This window comes from Parapedobacter flavus, from assembly GCF_035818675.1.
Lineage (GTDB): Bacteria > Bacteroidota > Bacteroidia > Sphingobacteriales > Sphingobacteriaceae > Parapedobacter > Parapedobacter flavus.
This window is the reverse complement of record NZ_JAYKZZ010000016.1, coordinates 34,682-58,958: the sequence shown is the minus strand read 5'-3', so window position 1 is coordinate 58,958 and position 24,277 is coordinate 34,682. Positions and strand designations below refer to the sequence as shown.

General features: G+C 51.0%; 20 protein-coding genes and 1 riboswitch. Of the genes, 10 read left to right on the top strand and 10 right to left on the bottom strand.

The features are described from left to right. A complete protein-coding gene (locus U9S71_RS13545; RefSeq protein WP_326328045.1) occupies window positions 1-2,466 on the top strand; it encodes a DUF5686 and carboxypeptidase regulatory-like domain-containing protein in 2,466 nt (821 codons plus the stop codon). Between the two features lie 7 nt (window positions 2,467-2,473). Here the strand turns inward: U9S71_RS13545 and folE are convergent, their stop codons facing one another. Beyond that, entirely contained in the window at window positions 2,474-3,106 is a 633-nt protein-coding gene (gene folE, locus U9S71_RS13540; RefSeq protein WP_326328044.1) for a GTP cyclohydrolase I FolE, read from the bottom strand. Between the two features lie 23 nt (window positions 3,107-3,129). Then, entirely contained in the window at window positions 3,130-3,546 is a 417-nt protein-coding gene (locus U9S71_RS13535) for a 6-pyruvoyl trahydropterin synthase family protein (protein ID WP_326328043.1), read from the bottom strand. A 220-nt stretch (window positions 3,547-3,766) separates the two neighbouring features. Here U9S71_RS13535 and truA point away from each other — a divergent pair, with 220 nt between their 5' ends. Beyond that, on the top strand, window positions 3,767-4,537 hold the full coding sequence (gene truA, locus U9S71_RS13530; RefSeq protein ID WP_326328042.1) for a tRNA pseudouridine(38-40) synthase TruA: 771 nt from the start codon (window positions 3,767-3,769) through the stop codon (window positions 4,535-4,537). A 51-nt stretch (window positions 4,538-4,588) separates the two neighbouring features. Continuing rightward, window positions 4,589-6,352: an ABC transporter ATP-binding protein gene (locus U9S71_RS13525; RefSeq protein WP_326328041.1), complete on the top strand. Its 1,764-nt coding sequence runs from the start codon at window positions 4,589-4,591 to the stop codon at window positions 6,350-6,352. Between the two features lie 9 nt (window positions 6,353-6,361). Here U9S71_RS13525 and U9S71_RS13520 read toward each other — a convergent pair whose 3' ends face one another. From U9S71_RS13520 to U9S71_RS13485, 8 genes are all read right to left on the bottom strand, one after another. After that, complete coding sequence (locus tag U9S71_RS13520) at window positions 6,362-7,951, bottom strand: PepSY-associated TM helix domain-containing protein (RefSeq protein ID WP_326328040.1); 1,590 nt, start codon at window positions 7,949-7,951, stop codon at window positions 6,362-6,364. 9 nt (window positions 7,952-7,960) lie between these two features. Next, window positions 7,961-8,236 carry a hypothetical protein gene (locus tag U9S71_RS13515; protein WP_326328039.1) on the bottom strand — a complete coding sequence of 92 codons (276 nt, stop codon included), beginning with the start codon at window positions 8,234-8,236 and terminating at the stop codon, window positions 7,961-7,963. 2 nt (window positions 8,237-8,238) lie between these two features. Continuing rightward, on the bottom strand, window positions 8,239-8,523 hold the full coding sequence (locus U9S71_RS13510) for a hypothetical protein (protein ID WP_326328038.1): 285 nt from the start codon (window positions 8,521-8,523) through the stop codon (window positions 8,239-8,241). A 319-nt stretch (window positions 8,524-8,842) separates the two neighbouring features. Then, window positions 8,843-10,954: a M3 family metallopeptidase gene (locus U9S71_RS13505; RefSeq protein ID WP_326328037.1), complete on the bottom strand. Its 2,112-nt coding sequence runs from the start codon at window positions 10,952-10,954 to the stop codon at window positions 8,843-8,845. 66 nt (window positions 10,955-11,020) lie between these two features. Continuing rightward, on the bottom strand, window positions 11,021-12,406 hold the full coding sequence (gene hisS, locus U9S71_RS13500) for a histidine--tRNA ligase (RefSeq protein ID WP_326328036.1): 1,386 nt from the start codon (window positions 12,404-12,406) through the stop codon (window positions 11,021-11,023). Window positions 12,407-12,504: 98 nt separating this feature from the next. After that, window positions 12,505-13,236: a ribonuclease III gene (gene rnc / locus U9S71_RS13495; RefSeq protein ID WP_326328035.1), complete on the bottom strand. Its 732-nt coding sequence runs from the start codon at window positions 13,234-13,236 to the stop codon at window positions 12,505-12,507. A 62-nt stretch (window positions 13,237-13,298) separates the two neighbouring features. Beyond that, a complete protein-coding gene (fabF, locus tag U9S71_RS13490; RefSeq protein ID WP_326328034.1) occupies window positions 13,299-14,552 on the bottom strand; it encodes a beta-ketoacyl-ACP synthase II in 1,254 nt (417 codons plus the stop codon). Between the two features lie 27 nt (window positions 14,553-14,579). Continuing rightward, window positions 14,580-14,816 (bottom strand): acyl carrier protein, encoded by a 237-nt coding sequence (locus U9S71_RS13485; RefSeq protein WP_079717265.1) that lies wholly within the window; start codon window positions 14,814-14,816, stop codon window positions 14,580-14,582. 377 nt (window positions 14,817-15,193) lie between these two features. Here U9S71_RS13485 and U9S71_RS13480 point away from each other — a divergent pair, with 377 nt between their 5' ends. The 7 genes from U9S71_RS13480 (at window position 15,194) to trmD (ending at window position 24,038) form a co-directional block, all read left to right on the top strand. After that, the gene (locus U9S71_RS13480) at window positions 15,194-15,616 is read left to right on the top strand and encodes an IPExxxVDY family protein (protein ID WP_326328033.1); all 423 of its coding nucleotides are present in this window, start codon (window positions 15,194-15,196) and stop codon (window positions 15,614-15,616) included. Between the two features lie 201 nt (window positions 15,617-15,817). Continuing rightward, window positions 15,818-17,248 carry a pyruvate kinase gene (gene pyk, locus U9S71_RS13475; protein ID WP_326328032.1) on the top strand — a complete coding sequence of 477 codons (1,431 nt, stop codon included), beginning with the start codon at window positions 15,818-15,820 and terminating at the stop codon, window positions 17,246-17,248. A 3-nt stretch (window positions 17,249-17,251) separates the two neighbouring features. After that, the gene (locus U9S71_RS13470) at window positions 17,252-17,983 is read left to right on the top strand and encodes a TylF/MycF/NovP-related O-methyltransferase (RefSeq protein WP_326328031.1); all 732 of its coding nucleotides are present in this window, start codon (window positions 17,252-17,254) and stop codon (window positions 17,981-17,983) included. 63 nt (window positions 17,984-18,046) lie between these two features. Next, the gene (locus U9S71_RS13465) at window positions 18,047-19,867 is read left to right on the top strand and encodes an ATP-binding protein (protein ID WP_326328030.1); all 1,821 of its coding nucleotides are present in this window, start codon (window positions 18,047-18,049) and stop codon (window positions 19,865-19,867) included. Window positions 19,868-19,881: 14 nt separating this feature from the next. Next, the gene (locus tag U9S71_RS13460) at window positions 19,882-20,571 is read left to right on the top strand and encodes a response regulator transcription factor (RefSeq protein WP_326328029.1); all 690 of its coding nucleotides are present in this window, start codon (window positions 19,882-19,884) and stop codon (window positions 20,569-20,571) included. A gap of 55 nt (window positions 20,572-20,626) precedes the next feature. Beyond that, window positions 20,627-20,741, top strand: a riboswitch (SAM riboswitch). 109 nt (window positions 20,742-20,850) lie between these two features. Next, entirely contained in the window at window positions 20,851-23,172 is a 2,322-nt protein-coding gene (metE, locus tag U9S71_RS13455; protein WP_326328028.1) for a 5-methyltetrahydropteroyltriglutamate--homocysteine S-methyltransferase, read from the top strand. 188 nt (window positions 23,173-23,360) lie between these two features. After that, complete coding sequence (trmD, locus tag U9S71_RS13450) at window positions 23,361-24,038, top strand: tRNA (guanosine(37)-N1)-methyltransferase TrmD (RefSeq protein ID WP_326328203.1); 678 nt, start codon at window positions 23,361-23,363, stop codon at window positions 24,036-24,038. Window positions 24,039-24,277: the final 239 nt, after the last annotated feature.

The window sequence follows — 24,277 nt, the reverse complement described above, 5'->3', positions numbered from 1 at the left end:
ATGCTGAAACCGCTACTCACGTTTGTATTTATCAGTATCACGATCCTTTCTGGTAGCGCTCAGACCTACCTACTCACGGGGCAGGTAACCGACGAACAGGGCAAGCCGGTACCCTTTGCCAGCATCTACCCCAAAGATGCCGCACGGGCAGGCACATCGGCCAATAGCGAGGGCATATTTAAATTGAGTCTGCCCGCCGGCACGCATGAGCTGGTGGTGCGCTCGGTGGGTTATAAGCAAGCTATTAAACCGGTTACCGTGGATGGGAATGAACACCTTCAGGTTACCCTCCTGGCCGAAGCGTACCTCCTGGATGAGGTGGTGATTGGCAATGGTGAAGACCCGGCATATGCCATCATCCGGCAGGCCATCCGCCAGCGCAAGAGACACCTCAACGAAGCCACCCCATACACCGCCAATGTGTACATCAAAGGCGTACAGCGCCTGCTGCAAGCACCAAAAAAGTTCCTCGGCGTGGATATCGACCAGATCGGCCGCGAAATCGGACTGGACTCCAACCGCACGGGTATCGTGTACCTATCCGAATCCGAATCGCACATCACGGTGGGGCCACCCGATGATTTCCGGGAGGAAATGATCAGCTCGAAGTTTTCGGGCAACAACCGGGCATTCAGCTTTAACCGGGCGGCCGACCTGAAACTCAATTTCTACGAAAACAACCAGCCGATCTTCGACGGGTTGAGCCCGCGGCCATTCGTGTCGCCCATTGCCGACAATGCCTTCAGCTATTATCGGTACCGCCTGCTGGGTACCACCGAAGAAAACGGGCTTACCATCCATAAAATCGAAGTAACGCCCCGCCGTAAGGGCGAACCGCTTTACCAGGGCAATATCTATATCATGGACGACCTATGGCGTATATACGGCGTAAACCTGCAACTCACCAAAGCATCCAGCATCAACATCCTCGATACGCTGGATATCCGGCAGGAATTTATCCCTATCGAAAGCGGCCAATGGCAACCATCGAGCATCCGGTTCGATTTTGTGGGCGGCTTGCTTGGCTTCCGCATAGGCGGCTATTTTGCGGCAGTATACAGCGATTACGAAACCAACCCCGCAATTGAGAAAGGGTCGTTCAACGAAGTGCTACGCATTACCGAAGGGGTCAACAAGCGCGATTCGGCCTACTGGGCCACACATCGCCCGTTGCTGCTCACCGAAGAGGAGCGGCTGGACTACATCCGCAAGGATAGCCTGCAACGCCGGCGCGAGTCTAAACCTTATCTCGATTCGCTCGACCGCGTTTCCAACCGGCTGAAGCCGCAGCAGCTACTGACCGGATATACCTACCGCAACCGCGCAAACCGGTCCGCTCTCTCGTTCGACGGGCTAGCCACATCGCTGCTCTTCAACAGTGTGGAAGGGCTGGCACTCAATTACGGCATGCGGTATTCTCGACAGGTCGATACGGTGCTGAACCGCAATTTCACGTTATATGGCAACATCCGCTACGGCTTTGCCAACCAACGGCTCAACGGCTATGCGGGCACCTCATTCCCACTGGGCAAAAGTTTCTTCCACTTCTACGGGGGCAGCAACGTACAGGACATGAATAACCGGGGATCGCTGCCCCCGCTCTTCAATACCATCAGCACCACGCTTTTCGGCCGCAATTACCTCAAATTATATGAACGTACATTTGGTAGCGCGGAATGGCGCTATATGCTCCCGGCCAATATCACCGTCACCGCATCCGCCGGATGGGAAAACCGCCTGTGGCTTCCCAATAGTACTGACTACACGTTCTGGGGGTCGAATAAACGGCACCTCACCTCCAATAACCCGTTGATGCCAACAGAAGACGTTCCGCTGTTCCCCGAAAACCAGGCCTTTGAGGTTTCCCTGGGGCTGATTTACGACTTCGGCACCAAATACGAGACCTATCCGCACCGGCGGGTATACCTGCCATCGCCGTGGCCCTCCTTATCCCTATCCTATACAAAGGGGGTGCCGCAGGTGCTGGGAAGCGATGTGGATTATGATTTGTTGATGGCGCGGCTGCATAAAACGGATATCGGGCTGGGCTTGTACGGACGTATGGCATTCGACGTGCGGGCGGGCTCCTTTCTGAATGACAAGTCGATTTACTATGCCGACTACCGGCATTTCAAAGGCACGCGCACGCTCATCAGCGACCAGCAATCGACCACCTTCCTATTGCTGGATTATTACCAGCACAGCACATCGGGAAACTTTGTGGAAGCGCATGGCGAGTACAACCTCTCCACGCTCCTTACGGGCAAGGTACCGCTACTCCGCAAGCTCAAATTAAATGAAATCATCGGCCTCCATTACCTGCATACACCGGGCTTGAAACATTACGGAGAAGTCCATGCCGGACTGGAATGGCAGCGCGTTCGCGTCATCTACGCCCGGTCTTTCGGGAGCCACGTTGGTCCCGGGGGAAAGCAAGCCATCCGGATTGGACTGCGGCTGTTTTAAATTGCCCTTAGCCTAGGGAAGCGGTAATCAGTTGCAAGAACTCCTGCCGGGTACGTTCCTTGGCAAACTCGCCGGTAAATGCAGAGGTGGTCGTTACCGAGTTTTGCTTTTGGATACCGCGCATGCACATGCAGAGGTGCTTGCACTCGATCACAACGGCCACGCCAACCGGGTTTAACGTATCTTGTATGCAATCGCGGATCTCGTTGGTGAGCCGCTCCTGCACCTGTAGGCGGCGGGCATAAATATCGATTACCCGGGGAATCTTGCTCAAGCCCACAATATGGCCATTCGGGATGTAGGCCACGTGTGCTTTGCCGAAGAAAGGCAGCATGTGGTGCTCGCACATCGAATACACCTCGATATCTTTCACCACCACCATCTGACTATACTCTTCCTCAAACATGGCACCTCGCAGCACCGCAGCTGGATCCACGTCATATCCGTGCGTAAGGTACTGCAACGCTTTGGCCACGCGCTCGGGCGTCTTTTGCAACCCTTGGCGTGTAGCATCTTCGCCGAGAAGCGCCAGAATCTCCGTATAATGCGACGCGATGCGGGCCACCTTTTCGGGATTGTAGCGGTCTATCTTTACGTACCCGTCTAATTCTTCTTCACTAAGTGGGAAATCGTTGTCCATAGTCGTCTTATTAACAAATGGCGCTACTCATCGCCAAAATATTCCACGGAATTGTTCTCGGTTTCCACCAGCTTTACCGAATGTAGCATGGCTCCGTTCGCTTCCACATGGGGCTTCAACTGCTTGAAAATCTCAATGGCCAATACTTCGGTAGATGCCATCTTGCCACGCATGAAATCCACATCCAGGTTCACGTTTCGATGATCCAGCTTTTCAATCACATGGATTTCGATAATGTGCTTCAGCTCTTTCAAATCAATTACAAACCCGGTCTGGGGATCCACCTCGCCCTTCACCGTTACGAACAGTTCATAGTTGTGCCCATGCCAGTTCGGGTTAGAACACTTGCCGAATATGGCTTGGTTTTGCTCCAAACTCCACTCTTCGCGGTATAATTTATGCGCCGCGTTAAACCGTTCGCGCCGTGTAAGATATATCATAGCGTGCAAAGATAAGGTAATTTGCTGATTTGCTATTTGCTTTTTTGCTGATTTGCTGATTTGCTGATTTGCTGATTTGCTGTCTGCCGATGTGCTTTTTTGCTAGTCTGCACAGCAAAGCGCAAATGGCAAAGTGCAAATGGCAAAGTGCAAAGTGCAAAGTGCAAATAGCAAACGGCCAAACGCAAAGTGCAAATGACAAAATCCGTACCTTTGCCCCGTGGAAACCTCCCATCAACGATATTTCATCGAGATCGCTTTCGACGGCGGCGCCTACCACGGTTGGCAAATCCAATCGAATGCCATAACGGTACAGGAACTACTGGATAAAGCACTGACCACCCTGCTGCGCCAGCCTATCGCCACCTTAGGGTGCGGACGTACGGATACGGGTGTGCACGCCAAACAGCTGTTTGCCCATTTCGACTGGATGGCCCCGGCATTTCCGTTGGAAGAACGCGAATTCTTACACCGGCTGAATGCGTTGCTGCCGCACGATATCGCCGCCAAACGGCTCATTGCCGTGGCGCCTGAAGCCCATGCACGCTTCGATGCCACCAAGCGATCGTATGAATACCACGCACACCTCCATAAGGACCCTTTTCTGCATGGCCGCTCGTGGTTACTGCGCGATGCGCCCGATGTGTCGTCAATGAATGAAGCTGCTGCACTTCTTTACGGATATGAGGATTTTTCTTGTTTCAGCAAATCTCACACCCAGGTGTTTACCAATAATTGCAACGTAATGCATGCCGAATGGCAATGGGTAGGCGCCGACCGCTTGGTTTTCCATATATCGGCCAACCGCTTTTTGCGTAATATGGTGCGTGCCATTGTTGGTACGCTGATGGAAATCGGCCGCGGGGAACAGGCACCCGAACACATGCATACCGTCATACAAAGCAAAAACCGCGCAGTGGCCGGCTCTTCGGTGCCGGCAAGTGGCTTATACCTCACCGAGGTGGAATATCCCTACGTACGCGCCATTTGACAAATCAATGAACCGAGATATTCCGACAAAGTCGTACTTTTGCAGCTGCCCATGAGCGAACCGAAGGTAACCGGAAAAACATACGATGTACAACTGCTCCGCAGGATGCTGCGCTATGTGCGCCCATACAAAGGAATTTTTGTGGTTTCCGTATTGCTTACCATCCTTATGGCTGGCGTTGCTCCGGCACTACCCATGATCGTAGAGTACACGCTTGATCAGTTTATCCTCCAGAATGATATCGACGGACTCCAGCTGATGCTTTGGCTCATGCTGGGGCTATTGCTGCTGCAAACTATTGTTCGCTACTACCACACGCTGACGACCAACACCTTGGGGCAATCGGTTATCCGCGACCTCCGCATCCATGTATTTAATCACATCACCGGCCTCCGGCTTAAATACTTCGACCGCACGCCTATAGGCAGGCTGATTACCCGTACCATTTCGGACCTTGAAACCATTGCCAATATTTTTTCGCAGGGGCTTATCCAGATCATTGGCGACCTCCTCCAGCTGGTGGTTATCCTGGGCGTGATGTTTTACTCCGACTGGCGCCTTACGCTGATTGTATTGATCCCCATGCCGTTTATGATCGGCGCAACGTATGTTTTCAAAGAAGCGATGAAATCGGCCTTCCAGGATGTGCGTAAATGGGTATCCAACCTCAACACGTTCTTGCAGGAGCACATCTCGGGGATCAGTATCATCCAGTATTTTGCCCGTGAGGAACAGGAAATGCGCAAATTCAAGGCTGCGAACGCGGAGCACCGCAATGCCCACATCCGAGCCAACTGGTATTTCTCCATCTTCTTTCCGGTATTGGAAATCATCATGGCGGTATCCCTGGGCTTGTTGGTGTGGTATGGCTCCAAACAGGTGCTGGCCGACACGCTGTCGCCCGGCGTGATCGTTGCGTTCATCATGTACATCAACATGATTTTCCGCCCCATCCGGGAGCTGGTGGATAAGTTCAATACGCTGCAGATGGGCATGGTGAGTGCCGAACGCATCTTCGCCGTACTCGATACCGACGAGCGGACACCCAACGACGGCGTCCAACAGCCGGAACACGTCCGCGGGGAAATTGTCTTCGACAACGTTTGGTTTGCGTATGATGAGGAGAAATGGGTGCTGAAAGACATCGACTTTAAGGTGAGGCCGGGCGAAACCCTGGCGCTGGTGGGCGCCACGGGTGCTGGTAAATCGTCGACCATCAATATCCTGAGCCGCTTTTATGAGGTCAATAGGGGCTCCATACGGCTGGATGGCGTGGATATTCGCGATTACGAACTCAACTACCTGCGCCGCACCATTGCCACCGTATTGCAGGATGTGTTTTTGTTTTCAGACTCCGTGGCTAGTAACATCAGTCTCAACGACCCCGCCATCAGCCGGCAGCAAATTGTAGATGCCGCCAAGCAGGTGGGTGCCCACGAATTTATCATGCGGTTGCCGGGTGGCTATGATTATAAAGTGCAGGAACGAGGCGCTACCCTTTCGTCGGGCCAGGCCCAATTGATTTCATTCATCCGCGCGTTGGTGCATGACCCAAAAATCCTGGTGCTCGATGAGGCAACCTCATCGGTAGATACGGAGTCGGAAGAGCTGATCCAACAGGCCATCGACAAGTTGATGGCAGGGCGCACCTCCATCGTGATTGCCCACCGCCTCTCCACCATCCAAAAAGCCGACAAGATCATCGTGTTGGATAAAGGCGAGATGAAGGAAATGGGTACGCATCAGGAGCTGCTCCGCATGGATGGTTACTACAAACGACTCTATGACCTGCAGTTCCATTCTGCTGGAATATAGCCCACCCCGCTACGTACTACGGGGTGCTGCCAATGGCTTAATTTTAAAGAAAGCGATGCCCCCAACCACAGCTAGGCATAGCCAGAGCACATCGACCAACAGGATGTCCGACTCCCCTTGCCGATAGGTAACCCACAACCAATTGCCGGAATAGATGCCATTTGCCACCGGCACCAACAAGCTCAGTATGCTGCCGAGCAGCAGTGTTTCCTTGTTGGTTTGCCGGAGGTTGCGCCGGACAATGTAAAAGACGGCTAACGCCAGCCAGCTCCAAAAATAGATGCGGTAAATGAAATCCATGCCCCCGGTGCCATTTATCTTCACCATAATAAATGAAAATGCGGTAACCGGAAACAACGTTAGGCAGGCGGCGACAAATACATTGGCCGCCCAGAAGTTGAACACCCGCTTGTGTTTGGGTACATTTTTCTTGTCGCGCGCTACCAACCAGATGAGGATGCCGGTAATGATGACCACACACCCAAGTAGACCCAGCAAGAAGTAAACCACTTTCAACGGGTAGCCGCCATAGTCGCCGAAATGAAGCCGGTAGACCAGACTTTTCACCTTATCGAGGTAGGTGGCCCCGTGCTCGGCCGACTTATGCTGGATGACTTCACCGTCTGATACACGGTAGCAAATAACCCCCTGCCCCGCAAAATGCCAGTTGGTGGCTGGTTCACCCGTCATCATGATGTGCATGCTCTCGTCGCCATAGTTATTGATGGAAATACTGGTGATGAAAGTATGCGGCCACAGCTCACGTGTTCGCTGCACGAATTGGTCGATATCGGGCTTCGATTCCAGCGGCTGCGACAGAAATTCGTTTTGGGGGGTGAGGTAGTACGGAAGCTGTAGGTCGCGGTATACCGCCGTTTCGTCGCCCTCATACAGGGCTTTGCTGAACGGAACCACCAACACCGAACTAATGATAAGCATCACCCCGGTTACGGCAAACATGAACTGGTAAGGGAACCCGATGACCCCCAATGCGGTATGGGCATCCGTCCAGATGGTTTTCCATTTTGACCAGGGCCGGAAGGTGAAAAAGTTGGAAACTATTTTATCCCAATGGAGCAGCAAACCGGTAATGAGCGCAAATAGGAACAGGAAGGAAGCCAAACCGGCCACCACATAACCAAAAGGATAGCCGAACCGGATGGGTATCTTGTTTAACTGGGCAAGAAAATGGAGCCGGTATAAGAACTCTCCCAAATCATAAGAAGAGGCGTACGTTCCCGTTTCCTTTTTGTGGAAATTATAGTTGAAAAAACTCCGTTCGACAGCCTTATCGTTGTTAACGGTATCTTTAGAGGGTTGCAAACCCACATAAGCGCGAAAACTGTTGGCTTGCATGGTGAACGATAGGTCGCGCCCACGGAGATTATATACTCCATCCAGTGAGTCCAACAACGGATTGAAAGCCACAGTACTGCCGTAAGGCTTGTGTTTGCCGGAGGCGTCATTTTGCCAAGCGGCAATTTCGTCTTTAAAGAATGCAAACGACCCGGCAAAGAACATGACGTAAAGAATGGCTGCGATAAATATGCCGCTGATGGTATGGGTGTGGAAGTAAACGTTATATCGTCTGAGGTTCATGGGGCGGTATCAACTAAAAAAAGGTATACAAAAAACCATGGTCAGCACGGCATAAATGAGCCAGATCTTCCAGACATTGTCTACAAGAAACGCGAGAAGCAGCAGCACCGCCCATAGCATGATGCAACTGAAGTAGGCGGTTATCAATACATCGCCCGGATTGAGGAAGCGACCCAACATCAGGTGAAATGAAACCGCAACGGCATAACCACCGAAGAAGCCGGCCGTAATTCTCAATAGCCGTACGATCGGCGACTTGGTGAGGTATTTCTTGTTGGCGGGCATGGTTATGAGCGGATGAGGAATTCCAATAATAAGCTAACCGCGGCTAGCACCATGAGCTGCCGGCCGCGCATGAATCCGAAAGGAGCCAGCAGCACCACGAGGCTGCCCGTACACATGGCGTAGGCCAGCACGGCAAACGACCCCGCTCCCCAGCCCATGGTAAAGACCAGTAGCATCCAACCGACGAGAAATGCCAGTACGGCCCCCCACTTGGATATCACCGTCTTCGGTTTTCGATAGCATAGGTGAAAACCCACGAGGAAAAGAAAGGCAGTCAGCGTATACATTACTCCATCGTCAATTTACTGATGGAAGATACGTTCGCACCGACGGGTTGCACCGCTTGTTGTTGTGCAGACGTTGTAAAAAAACGCATACAAAGCCCGGCAATGATTAAAAATAGCGTATTTTGCACTACTTTTTAAATTATCACGATTTATGAAGTAAACCCCAATCGGGGCGGTCGCACAGGTTCCAGCTGTGCGGCCTTTTTTATTTTAACCGCGACAAATGTATAAAATTATTTGTACTGAGTCTAAATAATAGACAATAAAAAAAGACCGCCCGAAACCAGGCAGTCTTTTTCTTAATATAGTTAACTGATTATTAATCCAGTCCGCGTTTTTTCATTAAATACACCGGATCGGGATCGGCACCCCGGAACTTCCGGTAAAGCTCGGCGGGCTTTTCCGTTCCTCCTTTTTCGAGGATGTTCTGGCGGAACGCATCAGCGGTAGCCTTGTCATATAGGCTCGTCTCTTTAAATGCTGCGAACGCGTCGGCATCCAGCACCTCGGCCCAGATATAGCTGTAATAACCTGCGGAATAGCCGCTAGAGAAGATGTGGTTGAAATAGGTGCTGCGGTGACGCGGAATGATCTCATCGATCAATCCGGCCTTCTCCATCGATGTTTTTTCAAATTCTTCGGCACTTACCGTAATGGGACTGGTGATGGTATGGTAGTCGAAGTCGAGGATGGCTGAAGCCAAATACTCCACCGTAGCAAACCCTTGGCCAAACGTGCCCGCACTTTCAAGCTTGGCAATAAGTGCATCGGGGATCGGTTCGCCGGTTTGGTGATGCTTGGCATATTCTTTCAGTACGGCTGGGTCTTCGGCCCAGTTTTCCATCACCTGCGAGGGCAGCTCCACGAAGTCGCGCGATACGGATGTGCCCGACAGGCTACGGTATGTGACGTCCGACAGCAGGCCATGCAGTGCGTGGCCGAACTCGTGGAACAACGTGTTGGCTTCATCAAAGGTAAGCAGCGCCGGCTGGTCGCCCACCGGTGCGGTGAAGTTACATACGTTCACAATAACCGGCGCTATACGTTCACCATTTTCCGTATACTGGCGACGGAATGAACTCATCCACGCGCCGGGCCGCTTCGACTCGCGGGGGAAATAATCGACGTAGAAAATCCCTACCTGCGTGCCGTCTGCCTCCGACACCTCATAGACCTCCACCTCAGGGTGGTAAATGGGCATGTCTTCCAGCCGCGTGAACCGAAGTCCATACAGCTTATTGGCCACGTCAAAAGCGCCTTGCCGAACACTGGCTAGGCTGAAATACGGTTGCAGTTCCGCCTCGCTCAGTGAAAAGCGTTGTTGTCGGATTTTTTCGGAATAATAACGCCAGTCGTAAGGCGCTGCTAGAAAGTCTTGTCCAGCTGCTTCTATTTCCTTCTGGATATCGTAGGCTTCGGTCTTTGCTTTGGCAATAGCCGGTTCCCATAGGTTTTCCAGCAGTTTTCTTACATTGGCAGGGTTCTCGGCCATGGCTTCTTCCAACACATAATGGGCGTGAGTAGGGTAGCCCAATAGGTTAGCCTTTTTGAGGCGAAGGTTGGCTATTTCCACCAAGATGTCACCGTTATCGTTATCGTTGCCATTCGCGCCGCGGTTTTTATAGGCTTCCCAAATCTGTTGGCGCAGTTCGCGGTTATCGGCATATTGGAGGAACGGCATCACACTGGAGTTTGACAGCGTGAATACCCACTTCCCTTCATATCCTTTAGCATCGGCGGTGGCAGCTGCGGCAGCTTTCAGGCCCTCCGAAAGACCGGCAAGCAACTCTTCGTTATCGACCACCAATTCAAACGCGTTGGTCTCTGCCAACACATTCTGGCCAAACTGAGTGGTTAATTCGGCGAGTTGCGTGTTGATTTTACGCAATTCCGCTTTGGCTGTATCGTCCAAGTTGGCACCGTTGCGTACGAAGTTTTTGTAACTCCGTTCGAGCAACATCTGCTGCTCGCCATCCAGGCCGAGGCCGTCGCGTTGGTCCCACACGGCTTTGACGCGGCCGAATAGCCGTTCGTTCAGCGAGATGTTATCGCGGTGGGCCGACAACTTGGGGGCCAGCTCGGTATCCAGCGCTTTCAGGGTATCGTTGGTGGTGGATGAGCTCAGGTTGGAAAATACGTAAGAAACGCGCCCGAGCAGTTTGCCGGAATGCTCAAGGGCCAAAATGGTGTTTTCAAACGTTGGTGCTTCGGTGATGCCGGCGATGGAATCAACTTCGGCGCGGTGTTGGCGCAAGGCTTCTTCGTATGCTGGTTTGAAATGTTCGCTCTTAATTTTATCGAACGGCGGCACGCCATTCGGAGTATCATAAACCTGCAAGAACGGATTGTCCGTAGCTTGCTTGGTGTCATCACATGACACCATGAACGCAGTGGAAATCATCAATAGGGGTAAAATTCGCTTATTATTCATGTCGATGCATATGGATTAGTGCAGCCGCCAAAGATAGGCATTAGTTTGCTTACAAGCCAACGCAGGCTAAGGGACCAGTCGCGCAAGCAGGTCGGCCTCGGTCAGTTTCCACTGTTCGCCCGAGACCATATCCTTCAACGTAAACCGTTCCGTAGCAATCTCCTCCTCGCCGACAAGGACCACGTAAGGAATTTTCTTGTGGTCGGCGTAGGTCAGTTGCTTTTTCAATTTGGCAGCGGTGGGGTAAAGTTCGGAAGCAACGCCCGCGGCACGTAATTTCTGAAGCAACGGCAGCGCATATAGCTCAGCGAGCTTGTCGAAATTGCTGATCAGTACGTGTGTAGACAGCACAGCTGACTCGGAGAAAAGCCCCAATTCTTCCAACACATCGTATATCCGGTCGGCCCCGAAAGAGACGCCAACGCCGGTAATGCCCTTCAGTCCGAACATACCGGTAAGGTCGTCATACCGGCCACCCCCACCGATGCTGCCCATGGTTACCTCATTGGTTTTCACTTCGAAGATACAACCCGTGTAATAGTTAAGTCCCCGTGCAAGTGTAATATCCAATTCCACGAACCGGTTAAGTAGGGCGGTATCGCCCGAAAGTTTCTCGACATAGCCCAGAACAATCTCAAGCTCATCGATGCCGGCCAGTCCGGTAGCGGAGGCCTGCAACACGACTTTAAGTTGCTCGACCTTTTCGGCGTTGGTGCCCTCCAGCTGGATGATGGGCTGCAATCTTTCCACATCTTCGGTGTCGAAGCCACGGGCCAGCAGCTCATTGTTCACGCCATCCAAGCCTATTTTATCCAACTTGTCGATGGCTACGGTCATGTCAACGATCAATTCAGGCTTTCCCAGTATCTCTGCGATACCGGCCAGCAGTTTGCGGTTGTTGAGCTTTATGGAGAAATCGCGCAGGCCGAGTTTGGTCAATGCTTCGTGGTAGATGAGCACGAACTCTGCTTCATTGAGCAAGCTATCGGACCCCACCACATCTACGTCACACTGGTAGAATTCGCGATACCGGCCGCGCTGCGGCCGATCGGCACGCCACACCGGCTGTATCTGGAACCGCTTGAACGGCAAAGTCAGCTCGTGCTGGTGCATCACCACATAGCGAGCGAAAGGAACGGTGAGGTCATACCGCAGTGCACGCTCCGTGATATGCGGAATCAGCGGGGTGGAGGCACGCGCTTCCAGCAGATCCGCCGGCGCCTTGGCGAGGTAGTCGCCCGAATTGAGTATCTTGAAAATTAATTTATCCCCTTCATCACCATATTTCCCGGTGAGCGTTTGAAGGTTCTCGAAGGAGGGCGTCTGAATCTCCCGATAACCATATTTGATGAACACCGACTTAACCGTATTAAAAATATGGTTCCGTTTTTCCATTTCCGCGGGCGAAAAATCACGCGTGCCCTTGGCTAACGAAGGTTTGATTACTGCCATGCGGCAAACTTAGATATATTTGCCTGTATAGGCAAGGCAAATGTATCGATCTCTCCGCTACGAAGAGAGGCAAGATGCGATAGCGGAAACGTAAGGATTTAAAGCACATTCAGTGCTTCACATGCTTTTTCAGCCGCGATTTTCTCGGCGCTTTTTTTGTTATAGTCGCGGCCTGTGCCATAGACCTCGCCGTTGACCACAGCATCGATCGTGAAAATTTTCACACTGTCGCCGGCAGCGTTCTCAGCCTGGACAAAACTAATTTCCTTGCCCGCCTGTTGGCACCATTCAATGAGTCGGCTTTTGAAATTAGTTTCCGTTTCCTCCAGCAACTGGATATCCACGTGAGGTTTGATAATACGGTTAATCAGAAAGTTTTTCACAAACGTATATCCCTTATCCAGATAAATAGCTCCAACCAGTGCTTCAAAGGCATCGCCCAATAGCGACCCCTGCTTATTGGGATAATGGATCATGCGGGCATCGTATTGGATGAGTTCGCTAAGGCCCAGCTTCTTCGACAGTTGGTTGAGGTGCGCACGGCTCACAATTTTGGAGCGCATTTCGGTAAGGAAGCCCTCGCCTTTGTACGGATATTTCTTGAAAAGCAATTCGGCGACCACAGACCCCAACACGGCATCGCCCAAAAATTCCAGCCGCTCATTACTGTTCTTAGTGCCGTCTTTGATGGGTACCGCTACAGACTTGTGCCGAAAAGCCAGTTGGTAAAGATGCAGGTTGCCCGGAACAAAACCGAGCATGTTCTTCAACGCCCGCACATAGCGGCGATTGGGTGAAAAATGCAGTTTGTAAATCTTCGAAACAGGCATCAAATTACTAACTGAATAAACACGCGAGAAGGGGATTCCCCTTTGCGCGAAATGCCTTAAAATTACCCTTCGTATTTCTTGAAAACGACCGTGGCGTTATGACCACCAAAACCAAAGGTGTTGCTCATAGCCGCATTTACTGTTCGCTTTTGCGCGTTATTGAATGTGAAGTTTAATTTCGGGTCAAGATTCGGGTCGTCTGTAAAATGATTGATCGTGGGTGGTACGATGTCGTTTTTGACGGCGAGAATAGAAGCGATAGACTCCACAGCACCTGCCGCACCCAAGAGGTGGCCCGTCATGGATTTGGTCGAGCTGATATTCAGCCCATACGCATGTTGACCGAACAGTTCAAGGATAGCCATGATTTCGCTGGGGTCTCCTACCGGAGTAGATGTACCGTGCACGTTGATGTAGTCGATGGCATCTTTGGTCAGCCTAGCATCTGTGAGCGCATTGCCCATGGCTAGCCGCGCACCGAGCCCTTCGGGGTGCGAAGCCGTGATGTGGTAAGCATCGGCACTCATCCCAGCCCCCACGAGCTCGGCGTAAATCTTCGCTCCCCGAGCTTGGGCATGTTCCAAGCTTTCCAATACAATAGCTGCACCGCCTTCACCGGCCACGAAGCCGTCCCGGTCTTTATCAAATGGCCGAGACGCTGTTTTCGGATCGTCGTTGCGGGTGGATAACGCGTGCATGGCATTAAAGCCACCGATACCCGCTTCATTGATGATGGCTTCCGAACCGCCGCTGACGATGATATCAGCATATCCGGTACGGATGTAATTCAGCGAATCGATCAATGCGTGCGTGGATGAAGCACATGCCGATACGGTTGAAAAGTTAGGCCCCCGTAGTCCGTGGCGCATGGAGATATGGCCCGGTGCAATGTCCAAAATCATCTTCGGAATGAAGAACGGGTTGAAACGGGGTGTTCCATCACCGGCAGAAAAACTGGTTACTTCATCCAGAAAGGTCTTCAGGCCACCGATACCGGAGCCCCAAATCACGCCAATACGATTGGTATCTAGTTTATCGAACGCAAGCGATGCATCGGCAATCGCTTCGTCCGTAACAGCCAATGCGTAATGTACAAATGGATCTACTTTTCGGGCTTCCTTGCGCTCCATGAAATCTTCGGCGTTGAACCCTTTCACCTCACAAGCAAAACGCGTCTTGAATTTCGACGCGTCAAACTTGGTGATTGGAGCAGCGCCGCTTACTCCTTTGATCAGGCTGTCCCAAAATTCGGGGACAGTATTCCCAATCGGAGTAAGCGCACCTAACCCTGTTACTACTACTCTTTTAAGCTCCATTTATAACGATTGGCCTAATGAATTTAGCTAGTTAACGTTTTTTTCTAAATAAGCGATTGCTTGTCCTACCGTGCTGATGGTTTCAGCTTGGTCATCGGGGATTGCAACGTTGAACTCCTTCTCGAATTCCATGATCAACTCCACGGTGTCGAGTGAGTCGGCGCCCAAATCGTTGGTGAATGAAGCTTCTGGGGTCACTTCGTTTTCGTCTACACCTAGCTTTTCAACGATGATTGCTTTAACTCTTGATGCGATATCAGACATGATTCTATAGTTTAATTGTTTAATAAATCTGTGCAAAGAAAAATAAATTTCGGCAAATAGTAAAACATATTTGATTTTTGGAGCATTATTCAGGTTTTTGCCGCAAACTGAATTAGCGTTTTTATATCAGCGATTTAGCGTAAATCTTAGATAGCCTGTTTAACCTCGGCTAATTACCCTTCAATTGTTATACGTTTCCTTTCTTACCTTACTATGGTTAATATGCGGTCAGTCGTTTTTGTTTTCCAAACTTTTTTGCTGCATTATTTTCTTATTGGTAGCAAAGAACCGAGCTCGCGAGCTCACAAAGTAAACCGATCAATTTGCATGGATACAAGCAAATTTATCTAAGTTTGCGCTGAATATAGAAAAATACTTTGAATAAAGTCACATTAAAATACGAATTGGACCTCGATTTTGTACTGATTGCCATTACATCTTCGCTGAGGGACTATCGTTTATGTTATTTTATCAATAAAGTTACGGGGCTGAAACTGTGCAAGATAGATGATTATGAGATTGGTATCCCGCCGCATTTGGAGTTGACTTCGTTTAGCCGATACGCCGATGTGGATGAAGCCAGCGAAACCGAATACTACCTGTTGGCGAACAGGGGACTGGACGGCGGGGTGTTAGTGCCAGAAATGCGCTATTCCGATTATTTCCTGCTGATCAGAAACTTCATCGACGAGGAGGACCTCACCGAACTCCTAGACCATATCGTAGCGATAGCCGATGTGGTTGCTGCGAGTGAAATCTCACCAGAAAAATTGAAATCCAAAGAAAATCTGATATTTTAGTGCCATATTTACGTATAAAAAATGGTCTGTTCGCGGCAGCGCTCAGACTGATAAATTCTTTTAGCGCATATAAAAGAATTTATCTAAGTTTGCCAAAGTATATCAAAGTGTATCAATCACACCATAGATTAGGAAACGAACAAATCGAAGCGGTTGCCCCCGCAGGGCACACCTATAAAGACACATTAACAACAGTAATAAATGGAAAAGGTTCAAAAGCGAACTAAAATCGTGGCCACATTGGGGCCAGCGTCAGCAAAGAAAGAAATATTAACCAGCCTCATAGCCAAGGGGGTGGATGTATGTCGGCTCAATTTTTCGCACGGAAGCCAGGAAGATCATTTGGCAGTAATCAACACGATCCGCGAAATCAACAGCGAGTACAACATGAACATCGGCATTTTAGCGGATCTCCAAGGCCCTAAAATTCGGATCGGTAAGATGAAAGAAGGTGGCGCGGTACTCTTAAACGGTGCCCAGGTTGAAATCACCACCCACGAGCTCGTGGGTGATGAAAGCCGGATTTACATCACCTACCTCGAATTTCCCAAAGATGTCAATGAGAATGAAATCATTTTGCTCGACGACGGCAAAATCCAACTGCGTGTATTGCGTAGCAACCTCAAAGACACCGTGTGGTGCGAGGTGGTGCACGGCGGGGTACTTACCTCGCGCAAAGGAGTAAACCTGCCAAATACCAAAGTATCCATACCCAGCCTTACCGAAGAAGATCTCAATAATCTCCATTTCGTGCTGCAATACGACGTGGAGTGGATCGGGATGTCGTTCGTGCGCAATGCGGAAGATATCGTGCGGCTAAAGGAGGTTATCAGCGAAGCAGGAAAGTCCTCGCGCGTGATTGCCAAAATAGAAAAACCCGAAGCGATTGACAATATTGACGCCATCATCGAAGTGACCGACGGCATCATGGTAGCTCGGGGCGACCTGGGCGTGGAAGTGCCTATGGAAGACGTTCCGGTACTACAGAAAATGATTGTCAAAAAATGCCGTAATGCCTCCAAGCCCGTTATCATCGCTACCCAGATGCTGGAAAGCATGATTACCACACCGCGCCCCACACGAGCCGAGGTAAACGATGTGGCCAACTCTGTGCTAGACGGTGCCGACGCCGTGATGCTGAGCGGCGAAACGTCTGTCGGTGAGTTCCCCGAAATCGTCATCGAGACCATGAGCAAAATCATTGTGCATGTGGAGCGGACATCGTACCCGTACTACAGCTCAAAGGATACCCCACACGACGACGAGTCGGTCGTCCCTGACGCCATCTGCGGATCGTCTGTATACCTGGCCGAAAAAACCAATGCATCCGCCATTGTAGCCATGACATATTCGGGCTATACCGCTTTTGAAATATCGAGCTATCGCCCCAACGCAGACATCTATATTTTTACCGGTAACCGCACGCTACTAAACACGCTGACACTGCTCTGGGGGGTAAAAACATTTTATTACGATAAGTTTGAAAGCACCGACGGCAGCATCCATGACGTGAACACGCTGCTGAAATCCAAAAAGTTGGTGCAACCGGGGCAGATCGTTATCAATACCGCATCTACCCCGCTGCACAAAAAAGGAAAAACGAATACGATCAAGGTAACCGAAATGGAATAACGAATGGGTATCCATGAGGTAACCGACCGAATAACCACTAAGACCCTCGCTTGGTGGTATCGCCTTACAAACAGCGATAAAGCCGCTGTCTTACAAGTCAAGGCGGAGCAGTTGACTTACCTTACCGCCCGCGACCTACTCAACCTCTACGAGGTAGCCAACGAGGTGGAGGAAGCGCAAGTGCCGGGCCTGTTTATCGAGGCGGGTTGCGCCCTCGGCGGATCTGCTATTGCCTTGGGCAAAGCAAAGAAAACCGAGCGTGAGTTCCGGTTATACGATGCCTTCGGCATGATCCCGCCCCCTTCGGACAAGGACGATGTGGATGTGCATGCCCGGTATGAGGAAATCAAAAGCGGCAAATCAAAGGGAATCGGGGGCGATACGTACTACGGGTACACGGAAAACCTGCAGGACGTGGTGGCCGGCAACTTGGCGAAACATGGGCTGCCACGCCAAGAAAACAACATCCGGCTGATTAAGGGGTATTTTGAAGACACGCTCTACATTACCGAGCCGGTAGCATTGGCGCACATCGATTGCGATTGGTATGCTTCGGTGATGAGCTGCCTACTTCAGATAGAACCCCACCTTTCGCCCGGCGGGAAACTCCTATTCGACGACTATTACGATTGGTCCGGCTGCCGCAATGCGGTGGATGAATATTTCAACGATAAAACAGGGTATACCTTTAATCGGGTGGGCCGGAAGCTCCATGTTACGAAAACGGTACGTTAAGGCCTGTGTTAAAATTTGTTAAAAGCTACCATTTACCTTACAGCTTGTGTATTTTTGTAAGGAATGAGGCACAAAAAGAGTATTGGATTGATCATCGGCCTGATGACCGTGGCCCTATTGGGCGTGGTGGCCATGCAGTATTTTTTCATCCGCCAGTCCTATGTGCTCAAAGCCCAGCTTTTCGATGAGTCCGTTAAAGCTGCCCTCAATGCGGTGGCCGCCAAAGCGGAGAAACGGGAAGTGATGCAACTTGCGGCTGCGCAACGCGAGAACAAGGAAAGGGCCGAACGTGAGCAACGAAAGCTTGAGGAACAGCTGCGGCTGAAAACGGAAATCGAGCAGCTTCGGGAAAAGCAGGCGAAATTGCGCTTAGCTTTCTTGCAACAAGAGGAGAAGTTAAATCAGCAATTCCCCATCGTTATTCCGATTGAAAACAATGATTTTTATGAAACGTATATCAATAACCCAAGGCATCAAGGACTGGTCTCGGTTAGCTATCAATCAAACATCGTAATAGACAACGGGTTCCAGCGGAACGACAACTCCATCGGGCTTTCCGCCATCCGGGAGGTTCCGACGATTAAGGCGAAAGACGACAGTGTGCGCTATTTCATCCCCATGGGGCCCGATGCATTCAACACCACACGGTTGAAATACGCCATAAAAGCATTCCCCCCCCGGCAGGACCTCAAGATGAACCGCGAAATCGCCCGCAAGGAACAGGAGCTCCAGCTGTTGCAAGCCAACACATTGATGGATACCATTGCTATTATAAGCGGGAAAAACCCCTTGATGGTACAAGGGTTTGAGGCCGAAATGGAATTATACAAGCGCCCCCTCAGTGAACGTGTCAACGTGGGCTACATCCGGTCGGAACTCAAAAAAGAATTGGAGGTGAGGGATATCAAGTCGCCGTTCGACTTGATGATCAAAGATAGGAACACCACGCTTTACGCGTCGTTTGCTAATCTATCGGAGGCAGACGAACCCGATCCACAGAGCTTATACACCACAGAACTCTTCCGGGCAGACAATCACAATTCATCAGGCCGCCTCGCCGTGTATTTCCCGAACAAAGACAACCTCTTGATGGGAAACATGACGGTGATGTTGTTCTCATCGGTTACCTTATTGCTCGTGTTGATTGGTTCCTTTACCTACACAATCTTTACCATGCTCCGCCAGAAAAAAATATCGGAGATGAAGACGGATTTCATCAACAACATGACCCATGAGTTTAAAACGCCTGTAGCCACCATCATGATTGCCAGCGAATCACTCAAGGACGCCGAAATAGCGGCCGACCAGCAGCGTGCCTCTCGCCTGGCCAATATCATTTATGATGAAAATGTGCGTTTGGGTAATCACATTGAGCGGGTACTTAATATTGCCCGCCTTGAGAAAGACAACTTGAAGCTGGAACATCACCCGGTAGATGTAAATGACCTGGCCCAGGCTGTTGTGGACAGCATGGAGCTGCAATTGCTAAAGCACGAAGCCAACGTAAACATGCACCTCGATGCGACCGACGCCGTCGTATCGGGTGATGAACTGCACTTATCCAACGTGTTGTTCAATCTGTTGGACAATGCCATAAAATACAGTAATGAAAACCCGGATATCACCATCAAGACGAAAAATAGCGATAAACAAGTACACGTTACGGTAGCCGATAAAGGCATCGGCATGAGCCGCGACCAACTGTCGAAGATTTTTGACCAATTCTACCGCATCCCAACAGGAAACCGCCACGACGTGAAAGGCTTCGGCCTTGGGCTTAGCTATGTAAACGACATCGTGAAGCGCCTGGATGGGAAAATACATGTACGCAGCGAAAAAGATAAAGGCACCACATTTGAAATTACCTTACCGCTCGAACGATAGGGAGACCAACCATTATGCAAAAGATTCTACTCGCAGAAGACGATCCAAACCTGGGCGATATCTTGAAAGATTACCTGGAGCTGAAAGGTAAATTCGAGGTGACACTCAGCAAGGATGGTGACGAAGCACTACAGCAGTTCAACAAAGAAACGTTCGACCTCTGCATACTCGACGTGATGATGCCACGCAAGGATGGCTTCACGCTAGGCAAAGAAATCCGGAAAACGAACGCAGACATACCCATCATCTTCGCCACAGCCAAGGGGATGATGGAAGACAAAACCGAAGCCTTCGAGCTGGGTGGCGACGACTACATCACCAAACCGTTCCGTGTGGAGGAACTCCTGCTGCGCATCCATGCGCTGCTTAAACGCGCATCGCGCGAAAAACAAGAGGAAGCATACGCCGATCAATTCGACATCGGAAAATACCATTTCGACTATGTGTCGCAACAAATCAGCTACGGTGGGCAACAGCAAAAACTATCAACCAAGGAAGCCGAATTGCTACGTCTGCTGTGCATCAAGAAAAACGACGTATTGACACGCGAAGAAGCCCTGCTGAAAATCTGGCATGACGACAATTACTTCAACGGCCGCAGCATGGACGTATTCTTAAGTAAATTGCGCAAATATCTGCGCGACGACCCCAGCGTCGAAATCGTCAACGTTCATGGCAAGGGATATAAACTCCTAGTAAGTTAGTAGGCCATCCGCAAAAATATTTGCGGTTTACAGATTTTATCCCGACCTTAGCGGCCGCTTATGGAGAAAGGCAGAGGGAATGGACCCTGTGAAGCCTTAGCAACCTGTCCGCAGACAAGGTGCTAAATTCTACGCTCCTCCGCTAATAGCGGGGTAGGGAAAAATAAGCAGACACAACTGACCCTTGTGCCGTCTCCCCAAAGCATCCAGAAAAAGACTTCTTATTTCCGTGGTGGAAGGATGTCTCTGTGTTGTACATTCATTTAGTTATACAATATCATGTTAAAAACCAACAATTTGGGTTACCCGCGTATCGGTGCCCTTCGGGAGCTGAAAAAGGCCAACGAAGCCTACTGGGCAAAAAAGATCAACCAGCAGGAATTATTAGAGGCCGCGCGTACCATTCGCGAAGGGAATTGGAAAACCCAACGGGAGGCTGGCATTGCCCTCATCCCTTCTAACGATTTTTCGTTTTATGACCAGGTACTCGACCTTACACTCACCGTAGGGGCTATCCCCGCCCGTTACGAGGGCTTCACGGTCGAAGGGGCCTCTTCTTATAACCTCGATTTATATTTTGCCATGGCACGCGGTTTCCAGCAAGACGAGCTCGACGTAACCGCTATGGAAATGACTAAATGGTTCGATACCAACTACCACTATATTGTACCTGAGTTCGTGAAGGACCAGCAGTTCCGCCTCACTTCCGAGAAGGTGGTAAATGAATTTAACGAAGCTAAGCAATTGGGTATCACCACCAAGCCGGTGCTACTGGGGCCGATCACCTATCTATTGTTGGGTAAAGAGAAAGAGGCCGGCTTCGACCGGATCGATCTTATCGACCGCCTGCTGCCCGTTTACGAAGAAATTTTAGGTAAACTCGCTGCTGCCGGCGCCGAGTGGGTGCAGTTTGACGAGCCTTTCCTCGCATTGGATATCGACGAGAAGGCCCGCGCGCTTTACCAAACCGTATATAGCCGCCTCGCTGCCGCTGCCAAAGGCACCAAATTCGTAGTGGCTACGTACTTCGAGTCGCTGCGCGAGAATGCAGCCACCGCGCTGAATCTGCCTGTACAGGCCTTGCACATTGATCTCGTACGCGGCGAAAACCAGCTCGATGAGCTGCTTGGCAATGTACCTGCCGGCCTTACGCTGTCATTGGGCGTAGTGGATGGCCGCAACATCTGGAAAAACGATTACGAAGCATCGCTTGCCAAAATTAAACAGGCCGTAGATGCCCTTGGCGCCGATCGCGTATGGGTGGCCCCTTCAAGCTCCTTGTTGCATGTGCCGTTCGACCTCGATCTGGAAACCAACGAGCAGTCGCTTCCTGCAGAAGTTAAAAACTGGCTTGCTTTTGCTAAGCAAAAACTTACGGAAGTAACCGACCTGGCCACGCTAGCCACTGGCGATGCTAACAGCGCAGTAACAGCCCGCTTTGAGGCCAACCAGGCTGCGCAACAGAGCCGCCGTACTTCTTCACTCATCCACCGCGGCGAAGTGAAGACCCGCGTAAAAAACATTACGGACGACGATGCCAAGCGGACCAGCGCCTTCGCCGACCGCAAAGCCAAGCAACAGGCGAAGTTTAACCTGCCCGCCTTTGCTACGACTACCATCGGCTCGTTCCCACAAACCCGAGACGTGCGTAAATGGCGTGCCGACCTCAAAAAAGGGGCAATCAGCCAGGCGGAATACGACAAGCTCATCGCCGAGGAAACCGAGCGGACCATCCGCCTGCAAGAAGATCTGGATATCGACGTGCTGGTACACGGCGAGTTTGAGCGTAATGACATGGTAGAGTACTTCGGCGAGCAGTTGTCAGGCTATGCTTTCACCAAAAACGGTTGGGTACAGTCATACGGCTCACGCTGCGTGAAGCCTCCTGTTATCTACGGCGACGTTTCGCGCCCCAACGACATGACCGTTTACTGGTCGGCCTATGCACAAACCCTCACCAACCGCCCCGTAAAAGGGATGCTTACCGGTCCGGTAACCATTTTGCAGTGGTCGTTTGTGCGCAATGACCAACCACGGTCTGAAACCACCTACCAAATCGCATTGGGTATTTTGGATGAGGTGCAGGCTTTGGAGAAAGCAGGCATCAAAATTATCCAAATTGACGAACCGGCTATCCGCGAAGGCCTGCCCCTGCGCAAGGCCGACCACAAGGCGTACCTCGATTGGGCAGTGCGTGCTTTCCGTGTATCATCGTCAAACGTCGAAGACGATACGCAGATACACACCCACATGTGCTACTCGGAGTTTAACGACATCATCGAGCATATTGCAGCCATGGATGCCGACGTGATTACCATTGAGACATCGCGTTCACAGATGGAACTGTTGGATGCCTTTGCCGATTTCAACTACCCGAACGACATTGGTCCCGGTGTTTACGACATCCATTCACCACGCGTACCGAGCAAGGAAGAGATGGTCAAATTGCTGGAGAAGGCAAAAGCGGTAATCCCGGCGGCGCAGCTGTGGGTTAACCCCGACTGCGGCCTGAAAACCCGTGCTTGGCCCGAAACGAAAGCCGCGCTGGAATCGATGGTCGAAGCTGCGAAGACGCTCCGCGGCGTGGCGGCAACGGTGTAGCCACACCATCACTTTATTTCAAGCCCCGTTGCCGATAGGTAGCGGGGTTTTTTAATGCTTGCTGTGAAGCTTGCCACACCATTTTGTAGGTATTAATGGGTATACGAGATAAATGCGGCATGTCGCAAGTTAAGGAAATTCGCGTAATCTTGCCGTTCCAGTTACCGGCAAAACCCTATCTTTGCCCCATGCACTTTGATATCATTACCGTACTGCCAGACCTGCTGGAAAGCCCTTTCGCGCACTCTATCCTGCAACGCGCCCAGAAAAAAGGGCTTTGCGAAATCGCCGTGCACAGCCTACGCGACTATGCCGACAACAAGCACCGGAGTGTAGATGACTACCCTTATGGTGGCGGCAGCGGTATGGTGATGCAGGTGGAACCGTTTGCAAAATGCATCGAAAAGTTGCAGGCCGAGCGCCCGTACGACGAGGTGATCTTCATGACACCAGACGGCGAAACCCTCAACCAATCGATTGCCAACAACCTCTCCACGAAGGGTAACCTCATCATCCTTTGTGGCCATTATAAAGGCATCGACCAGCGTATCCGCGATATTTTCGTAACGCGTGAGCTCTCCATCGGCGACTACGTGCTTTCGGGTGGGGAGTTGCCCGCCGCCGTGCTCGTGGATGCCGTGGCGCGACTGCTGCCCGGAGTGCTATCGGACGAAACTTCGGCACTCTCCGACTCCTTTCAGGGCGGGCTGCTGGATGCGCCGATCTATACCCGACCGGCCGACTGGCGCGGGCATAAAGTGCCCGATATACTGCTCAGCGGCAATGAGGCGGCGATAAACGAATGGCGCGATGAGCAGGCATTGGCCCGCACCGAGGCCCGGCGACCAGACTTATTGGACGACTAAGCAACCTGCAAAAGCGAATAGCGGCAAAATAAAATTTGTTTCATTAAAATTTTTTATATTTTTGCTCCGTATGATTATGAATACGTTTCACATCGAATTATGGTGGTGGCACGGCGCAAATAACGTCGGGTCAGAAGGAACAGTAATATATTCCTAATCAGCCAAGGCTTTAGAATATTCGGCCCGACGTTTTGAAGAATCCGTCGGGTTTTTTTGTGTGATTAAGTTAATGAATGAAT